This is a genomic window from Kaistella sp., from assembly GCF_032060305.1.
In the GTDB taxonomy this organism is placed as follows: Bacteria; Bacteroidota; Bacteroidia; order Flavobacteriales; family Weeksellaceae; genus Kaistella; species Kaistella yananensis.
The window spans coordinates 39,486-48,596 of record NZ_DAMBHK010000007.1; the positions used below are offsets into that span (position 1 = coordinate 39,486).

General features: G+C 44.5%; 8 protein-coding genes. 7 read left to right on the forward strand and 1 reads right to left on the reverse strand.

Features of this window, described 5'->3' with window-relative positions:
• Positions 1-3 precede the first annotated feature (3 nt).
• From V5N63_RS01910 to V5N63_RS01940, 7 genes are all read left to right on the forward strand, one after another.
• Positions 4-3,585, forward strand: coding sequence for a response regulator (locus V5N63_RS01910; protein WP_332032508.1), 3,582 nt, complete (start codon positions 4-6; stop codon positions 3,583-3,585).
• Between the two features lie 15 nt (positions 3,586-3,600).
• Positions 3,601-3,975: a response regulator gene (locus V5N63_RS01915; RefSeq protein ID WP_332032510.1), complete on the forward strand. Its 375-nt coding sequence runs from the start codon at positions 3,601-3,603 to the stop codon at positions 3,973-3,975.
• A gap of 4 nt (positions 3,976-3,979) precedes the next feature.
• Positions 3,980-4,807 (forward strand): CheR family methyltransferase, encoded by an 828-nt coding sequence (locus V5N63_RS01920; protein ID WP_442905767.1) that lies wholly within the window; start codon positions 3,980-3,982, stop codon positions 4,805-4,807.
• Positions 4,804-5,367, forward strand: a complete 564-nt coding sequence (locus tag V5N63_RS01925; protein WP_179285944.1) for a chemotaxis protein CheB — start codon at positions 4,804-4,806, stop codon at positions 5,365-5,367. The genes V5N63_RS01920 and V5N63_RS01925 overlap by 4 nt, the downstream gene beginning before the upstream one ends.
• 14 nt (positions 5,368-5,381) lie before the next feature.
• Positions 5,382-5,744: a response regulator gene (locus tag V5N63_RS01930; protein WP_088470025.1), complete on the forward strand. Its 363-nt coding sequence runs from the start codon at positions 5,382-5,384 to the stop codon at positions 5,742-5,744.
• A gap of 135 nt (positions 5,745-5,879) precedes the next feature.
• Entirely contained in the window at positions 5,880-7,019 is a 1,140-nt protein-coding gene (locus tag V5N63_RS01935; RefSeq protein WP_088470024.1) for a vWA domain-containing protein, read from the forward strand.
• Between the two features lie 86 nt (positions 7,020-7,105).
• Entirely contained in the window at positions 7,106-8,560 is a 1,455-nt protein-coding gene (locus V5N63_RS01940) for a sigma 54-interacting transcriptional regulator (RefSeq protein WP_332032514.1), read from the forward strand.
• Between the two features lie 22 nt (positions 8,561-8,582).
• Here V5N63_RS01940 and V5N63_RS01945 read toward each other — a convergent pair.
• Positions 8,583-9,111: glycosyl transferase (locus V5N63_RS01945; RefSeq protein ID WP_332032516.1), on the reverse strand; the 529-nt coding region annotated here is incomplete at its 5' end.

The following is a 9,111-nucleotide window of genomic DNA, read 5'->3' on the forward strand; positions in this document are numbered from 1 at the left end:
TGTATGAATTTTAAAAACAACCTTCTTTACGGACTCGGCTTTTCGATGTTGCTTTTGCTCATAAGCTCCACGGCCTCTTTTATCAGTATAAAAAACCTGATCGAGAGTTCGAAAATGGTGCGCGAAAGCAACGAAACCATAAAAAATCTGAGCAACGTTTTCTCTCTTGTTAAAGATGCCGAGACCGGCCAGCGCGGGTATCTTCTTTCCGGCGACGAAGCTTTTCTCACACCTTATAATAATGCCAAGGCTAAAATTGCGCAGGCAATTACAGAGCTCAAAAGCGAAATTACCCCATCCTTAGTACAGGCCCAGAATCTTGAACACCTAAGGGTAAATATCGAATCCAGACTGGTGATTCTGGACAAGAATCTGGAACATAAACGTAAAGCGAATCTGGAAGTAACAGCAGAACAACTGCTGTCGGGTAAAAAACACATGGACGCGATCCGCGCCACGGTAGGTGCCATGCAGACTGAAGAAGAAAGGCTTCTGCAGGAACGTACCGATACCATGAATACATTTGCTGCGTACACCCCTTTCCTCATCATTGCTTCCGCACTGCTCGCCATTCTCATTACGCTGGTATTCTTCCGTAAAGTGCTTCAGGATTTCAATGAGAAAAACAAACTGACCAACGAACTCGAAGAAAAAAATAAAGAGACCGTAAACCGTCTGATCGCAATCGAGAAAGTAACCGCACAGATCTCGAACGGTGATTACGATATTCTTTCAGACGACAACGCGCAGCAAAGCCTGGGGAACGTGGCCGACCCGCTAAACCGTATGGCCAAATCGCTTCAAACCTCCTTCAACTCACTGGAGGAAAAAGAATGGCTGAGCACCTCGATAGCCCAACTGAATGACCGCATGATGGGCGAAAAAACCATCAGTGTGCTTGCCGCAGATATTTTAAACCACATTACTGATAAAACCAACAGCCACGTGGCAGCCCTCTACGTGCAGCAGGAAGACAACCGCCTTCATCTCGAAGGAAGCTATGCCCTCGCCGAGCGGGACACCAGAAGAACTCTGCAGATCGGCGAAGGAATTGCCGGACAGGCATTCCAGTCCAGGCAGCAGCTTGTTGTTGAAGATATCCCGGATCGCGAAACCACCATCAGTTTTGCGACCGGAAATACCAGACCCCGCAACATTGTGGCCGTACCGATTACAAGATATAACATTCCTTTAGGTGTACTGGAACTGGGCAGCACCCAGGAATATACTCCGCTGCAGCTCGAATTTCTTTCCTCTGTTGCGGGAAATATCGGTCTTGCATTCTACAGCGCGCAGAGCCGTGTAAAACTTCAGGAACTTTTGGAAGAAACCCAGGCACAGTCCGAGGAACTGCAGTCCCAGCATTCCGAACTCGAAAACATAAATGCAGAACTCGAGGCCCAGTCGCAGAAACTTCTGGCTTCGGAGGAAGAACTGCGCGTGCAGCAGGAAGAACTCCTGCAGAGCAACCAGGAGCTTGAAGAACGTACAAGCCTCCTCGAAGAAAAGAACGCGCTGATTGAAGAACGGAATATCGACATTCAGCAGAAATCCAGAGAGCTGGAACAGAGCACCAGATACAAATCGGAATTCCTCGCCAACATGTCGCACGAACTCCGCACCCCGCTGAACTCCATTTTACTGCTTTCGAAACTGATGTCGGAAAGTGAGGATCTTGATGAGCAGTATGTAGAATATGCAGAAGTAATGCAGAGTTCGGGTCAGGGCTTGCTCACACTGATCGATGAAATCCTGGATCTTTCAAAAATTGAATCCGGAAAAATGACGCTCGAATTCAATGATGTTCCTTTAAAGGAAATTACGGCAGACATGCGGATGCTGTTCAGCCCGATGGCGAAAGATAAAAACCTGGATCTCAACATCGAAACCGGTACCGGCGCTGTGCAAATGCTGCGAACAGATAAACTCCGCCTCGAACAAATCCTTAAAAATCTGCTTTCCAACGCGATTAAGTTCACTTCTGAAGGAAGCATCACGCTGAAGGTTTTAGCGGATCCATCGAAGGATAAAGTCATCTTTAAAGTCATCGACACCGGAATTGGCATTGCTAAAGATAAGATGAGGCTTGTTTTTGAGGCTTTCCAGCAGGCCGACGGATCAACACAGCGTAAATATGGCGGTACCGGACTGGGACTCTCCATCAGCCGTGAACTGGCAAGGCTTCTTGGCGGAGAAATTACCCTGGAGAGTACCGAAGGTAAAGGCAGTGAATTTGCCCTTATCGTTCCTGTAGACTCAGAAAAAGTACAGGACACTGAGCCGGAAACACCAAAAGAAACCGCAGTTTACATCCCGGAAACGAAACCACAGCCCGAACGTTATATCTCCAGCAGGATTCCTGAATCTGTTAACGATGACCGCGAAAATATTCAGGATGGTGATAAGGTTATTCTCATTATTGAAGACGATACGGCCTTTGCCAAGATTCTCGTAGATTTTTCGCGCACCAGAAATTATAAAGTATTGGTTGCCGTTCGCGGAGATGAAGGCATTGAAATGGCCCAGCATTTTAAACCGCTCGCCATACTTCTCGATATTCAGTTGCCAATAATGGATGGCTGGCAAGTCATGGAAGCCCTGAAATCCAATCCTGAAACCAAACCGATTCCGGTACATATTATGTCTTCAATGAAGTTCCGCCAGGAAAGTTTACTCCGTGGTGCGGTAGATTTCATCAATAAACCGTTTGCCCTGGAACAGATGCAGGAGATTTTCAAAAAACTCGAAAACGTACTGACCAAGGGCCCGAAAAAAGTGCTGATTGTAGAGGAAAATGAGCAGCATGCGAAAGCGCTGAGCTACTTTTTATCTGCCAACAACATCAATACCGACATCGCCAATAATGTAACTGAGAGTATCGACGCCCTTCAAAACCGTGAAATCGACTGTGTGATCCTCGATATGGGCGTACCGGATAAAACTGCTTACGAAACCCTGGAGACCATAAAGCAGAACAAAGGTCTGGAGCAACTTCCGATTATCGTATTTACAGGAAAAAACCTTTCACAGGGTGAAGAAAAAAGGATTAAAAAATATGCAGATTCCATTGTTGTGAAAACAGCATATTCTTACCAGCGTATTTTAGATGAAGCGGGTCTTTTCCTACACCTGGTAGAAGAAAAAACGAAAAAGAACAAGCAACAGAAGGGGGGCTTCGAAAATTTAGGCGAACTCCGCAACATCCTGAAAGACAAAACCGTACTGATTGCAGATGATGATGTAAGGAATATCTTTTCACTTACCAAAGCCCTGGAAATTCACGGCATGAAAGTGATTCCTGCGATGGATGGCAAAGAAGCACTGAATACGCTGAAGAAAGATCCATCAATCGACGTGGTGCTGATGGACATGATGATGCCCGAGATGGATGGATACGAAAGTATCCGCGAAATCCGCACCATGCCTGAGTTTAAAAACCTGCCGGTGTTGGCGGTAACCTCAAAAGCGATGATGGGAGACCGCGAGAAATGCATCGCAGTAGGCGCATCAGATTATATTTCGAAACCTGTAGATATCGATCAGCTGATTTCCCTTCTCCGGGTTTGGCTGTACGATAAAATTTAAAAATTCCTTATTATAATGAATACCGAAAAGGAAATACTTATCATCGACGACGACAGCCGAAATATCTTCGCGCTCACCGCAGTACTCAAAGCTAAAAAGTATCAATGTCTTTCCGCGTTAAGTGCAGTGAAAGGACTGGAACTTCTGGAGGAAAACAAAAACATCGGGGCTGTACTCATGGACATGATGATGCCTGAGATGGACGGTTATGAAGCCATCGGCAAAATGAAAAACGATACCGCCCTGAAGAACATACCTGTAATCGCCATTACCGCACAGGCCATGACCGGTGACCGCGAGAAATGTATGGAGGCAGGTGCCGACGGCTATATCAGCAAACCCGTAAATGTAGAAGAACTGCTTGTATTACTGAATAAACTAATTGACTGAAGTGTTGAAATCAACAGAACATAGCGATGAACTGATTGAAATTCTGCTTTCGGATGTGCTGGAAGTGTATGGCTACGATTTTACAGGCTATTCCAGAGCTTCCCTCAAACGCAGAATTCTGAGGCTTTATGAAATGGATAAGTTCGTGAGTTTTGCCGAATACCGGTATAAAATAAGAACCGAAACCGGCTATTTCAAACGTTTTCTTGAGGAAATCACGATTAATGTAACGGAAATGTTCCGCGATCCGGCTTTTTATAAAACCTTGAGAAACGAAATCCTGCCCAGACTCGGCACCTATCCGTTTATCCGAATTTGGGTCGCAGGCTGCAGTACCGGAGAAGAAGCCTACTCGGTAGCGATTTTTTTAAAGGAACTCAATCTGCTGCACAAATCCCTGATTTACGCCACCGACATTAACAGCGAGGTTGTAGCCAATGCTAACCAGGCGATGATTCCGCTCAATAAAATAAAACTCTACACCGAAAATTACATCGCAGCAGGCGGAAGCGAACATTTTATTGATTATTATACCGCAAATTATTCTCTGGGGAAACTGAAAGATGAACTGAAATCAAAGATTATTTTTTCGACCCACAACCTCGTGACCGATAATTCTTTTAATGAATTCCAGCTGATTCTCTGCCGCAACGTTCTGATCTATTTCGACCGGCCCCTGCAGAACAAGGTTTTCGAACTCTTTAACAACAGTCTGGAAAAATTCGGTTACCTGGCTTTAGGCACCAAGGAAACACTGGACTTCTCCAGCGTTGCCAAAAATTTTGAACGGTTGAAAGGTGAAAAAATCTGGCGCAAAATCCATGAATTATGAAACACTGTGAAGCATTGCTTATTGGCGGATCAGCCGGCAGCCTGGAGGTCATCCTGAAATTGCTTCCGGGACTGAACCCTGCACTTCGTTTCCCCATCATTCTGGTGTTGCACCGCAAACCCGGAAAAGACGATATTTTAACGAATCTGCTGGCTGCAAAAACCGAAATGAAGGTGAAAGAAGTAGAAGAAAAAGAAGTGATGCTGCCCGCAACCCTTTACATTGCGCCACCCAATTACCATCTGCTCATTGAAAATGACCACACTTTTTCTCTGGATGCCTCCGAAAAAGTAAACTTTTCACGGCCCTCGATTGATGTCACGTTCGAAAGTGCTGCGGAAGTATTTAAAGAAAACCTTGTTTGTCTTTTGCTTTCGGGAGCTAACAGTGATGGAACCGCAGGACTGAAAATTGTGAAGGAATTTGGAGGCATGGCCCTTGTGCAGGACCCGGCGACAGCGGTGGTAAGCTTTATGCCCGAAGCTGCACTGGCCAATGTGGACGTAGATGCCGTGCTGAAATCCAACGAAATGTCGGAATATATTAATAACTTACCTTAATCACTGAATATCCTATGAATAAAAAAGTATTTATTTTTGATGACAATATCGAAATTCTGGAGCTTTGCACAGAAATTCTCGAAGATCTTGGCCTGGAAGTGAAAACTTCGCCCACCACCAACAGTGTAGAAGAACAGGTCAGCAATTATATGCCCGACCTGATTTTCATGGACAACTGGCTGCCGGATATCAGCGGTATTGAAGCCACAAAGTTGATCAAAGCCAACGAAACACTGAAACACATTCCCGTGATCTATTTTTCAGCGAACAGCAACATCAGCGCACTGGCCAGTGAAGCAGGCGCAGACGAATTTCTTGCCAAGCCTTTCGATATCGATCTCTTCGAAAAAACAGTGAAGAAATATACCGGAGATTAAGTTGAGATTGAAATGAAGATGTAGTTTTCAATTTTAACTTTCACAAATAATCGTCATTTCGAATATCTATGCAAGCGAAGAATTTATGGAAAAAATTTTCCATAACTTTTCCGGATCAATTGCAAGATTATAATGATGAAAAAAGAACCCAATTCCCTAAACGGTTTTATATTTAAAAAACATACGCCGGAAGAAATCTCTCACTTCGACCGGGTTTTTGATGTCTTCAAAGATCTTCTCACCCACACTTCCGGTGATATTGAAGAAGCTTTTGAATGGCTGGAAATGCTCGATAAAGAATATGACATCTTTACCAATGAATATACGCTGGCCGATTTCGAAGAAGACCTGAAAAAACGTGGCTACATCAAAGAAGAAAAAGAACCTGAAGAAGGAAACACCGGAACAGGAAAGGGCAAAAACGTTTTAACACCCAAGCTTGAAAAAGCTTTGCGCGAATTTGCCCTCGATCAGATTTTCGGTAAACTGAAAAAAACCGGCATCGGTAATCACCGTACCTCCAAAATCGGTGTTGGCGATGAACGTGATGGAGAAACCCGCAACTTTCAGTATGGCGACGATCTGAACACGGTAAACATGACCGAAAGCCTTAAAAACGCCCAGATCAACAATGGCATCGCCGACCTCAGGCTTACTGAAGATGATTTGGTGGTAGAGGAAACCCGTCACAAAGCCCAGATGAGTACTGTACTGATGATCGACATCAGCCATTCGATGATTCTCTACGGTGAAGACCGCATCACACCAGCCAAAAAAGTAGCCATGGCGCTGGTTGAATTGATTAAACGTAAATATCCGAAGGATTCTATCGACATCATTGTTTTCGGAAACGAAGCCTGGCCGATAAAAATAAAAGACCTTCCCTATTTAAACGTCGGCCCGTACCACACCAATACCGTTGCCGGACTTGAGCTGGCGATGGATATTCTGCGAAGAAAACGAAATACAAACAAACAGATCTTCATGATTACCGACGGCAAACCCAGCTGCATTAAACTGCCAACCGGCGAACTGTATACGAACAGTTTTGGCCTCGATGAGATGATTGTTTCCCAATGTCTGACTAAAGCAGCACAGGCCAGAAGACTGAAAATACCCATCACCACCTTTATGATCGCCCAGGATCCTTATCTCCGGAAATTTGTGGAGGCGTTTACCGCACAAAATAAAGGAAAAGCATTTCTTACCGGACTTTCTAATTTGGGAGAAATGATTTTTGAGGATTACGAAAGAAACAGAATCAGAAGACTTTGAGAGGATGGATACTGGATGCTGTGTGACCGAAGTTCAGAAACATAAAAATTAGAAAGCGCTCATACAATAATTATTACTTAACCGAAATGAAAAACGATATTACATTTAAAGAATTAAAAAATTCCGGCTATACCCATAAAACCATCAGTCAGGAAATTCAGGCAAACCTTATCGCGAAGATCAAAGCCAAACAACCTGTATTTGAAGGGCTTTGGGGTTATGAAGACACCGTAATTCCGCAATTGAAGAAAGCCCTGCTCGCAGGTCACCACATTAATTTGCTTGGTTTGCGCGGGCAGGCAAAAACCCGTATTGCCAGAAGCATGGTGAGCCTTTTGGACGAATATATGCCGATTGTAAAAGGCTCTGAAATTAATGACAGTCCGTTTCAGCCTATCTCAAAAATGGCCCGCGACCTTATTGCAGAAATGGGCGATGAAACTCCTATTTCATGGGTTCACCGCAGCGACCGCTTCTTCGAAAAACTCGCCACACCGGATGTAAACGTGGCAGATTTGATTGGTGATATCGATCCGATTAAGGCTGCGACGCTAAAATTACCTTATTCAGATGAACGGGTGCTGCATTACGGCATGATTCCAAGGGCGAACCGCTGCATATTTGTTTTGAATGAATTACCGGATCTGCAGGCAAGAATTCAGGTTTCCCTTTTCAACATTCTACAGGAAGGTGATGTACAGATTCGCGGTTTCCAGCTCAGGATGCCACTGGACATACAGTTTCTGTTTACAGCCAATCCCGAAGATTACACAAACCGAGGCAGTATTGTAACTCCGCTCAAAGACAGAATCGGTTCTCAGATTTTCACGCACTACCCGAAAACCATCGCGCTGGCGCGGCAGATTACCGAGCAGGAAGCTCTGGTTTCCGCCGAAGATAAAGCACAGATTATGGTGCCCGGGTTGGCAAAAGACCTTTTGGAAGAAGTCGCCTTCGCAGCTCGTGAAAGCGAATTTGTGGATGCGAAAAGTGGCGTAAGTGCACGGCTCACAATTTCTGCGATGGAAAATCTTATGGCCGCCGCAAAACTCCGCCTCATTGAATCGGACGTCGAGAGAACTACTGTAAGACTTCTGGATTTCATGTCTATCATTCCTTCGATCACCGGAAAAATTGAACTGGTTTACGAAGGCGAACAGGAAGGCGCCGACCACGTCGCGAAACTGCTGATCGATCAGGCGGTAATGGTTCAGTTTGAACAGTTGTTCCCGCGCATCCCGAAACTGGAAAAAGAAAGCATTAAAACTCCGTACACGGATTTGATACAGTGGTTCAACCAAAATACAGTAGAACTTAATTATACTGATACAGATGAAGAATTTTATAACAAACTTGAAACCATAAAACCACTAACTGAATTTGTTCAGGAGTACGCCGACCAACTTGGCCACGAGGACCAGAACTTCAGTAAAGAACTGATTCTATGGGCACTTACCGTAAGTAAAAAGCTTGATCGGCTTGAAAATCATCATAATTTTACTTTCGATTCATCGGGAATTGGGAAATATTATAAAAATTAATGGATTTTAATGAAGACCAACATCAGGGATTTTCCGCAAGATAATCTCTGATTTCATTTTTGGGAATCAAATCCAGTAATTTTTTAACATCGATAATGCGGTGCTGGTCAATAATACTTTTCACTGCTTTTTCAGCATCAGGGTAGTTAACCAGACGCTCTAGAAGGCCATAAATATTGACCATCTTCTTATGCGTATTTTCCGCATCGCCGCCAAACCATGAACCGTTGAAGTGGTGACTCACATAATTCTTGGGTAAATCCTGAGAGAAATACACGGAGGGATAAAGAGTAACACCGTGTTTCAATTTTTGTATGGTATCACTGTACCGGTCACCGCCGTATTCCTTCTCGAGCATTTCTGAAAAGATATCGGTGTTGATGCGCTCCTTAAATCCCTCCTGGCTGTCGTACCAGTCCACAAAATCCTTTGCCAGCTGATGTTTCGGCGCGGCCATCCAGAAAGCCGAATACGGCACGCCCTTCACTTCGAAACCACAAACCGCTTCCTCATCCAGAAACTCATCCAGCGGGAGTTTCAGTTCCATATCG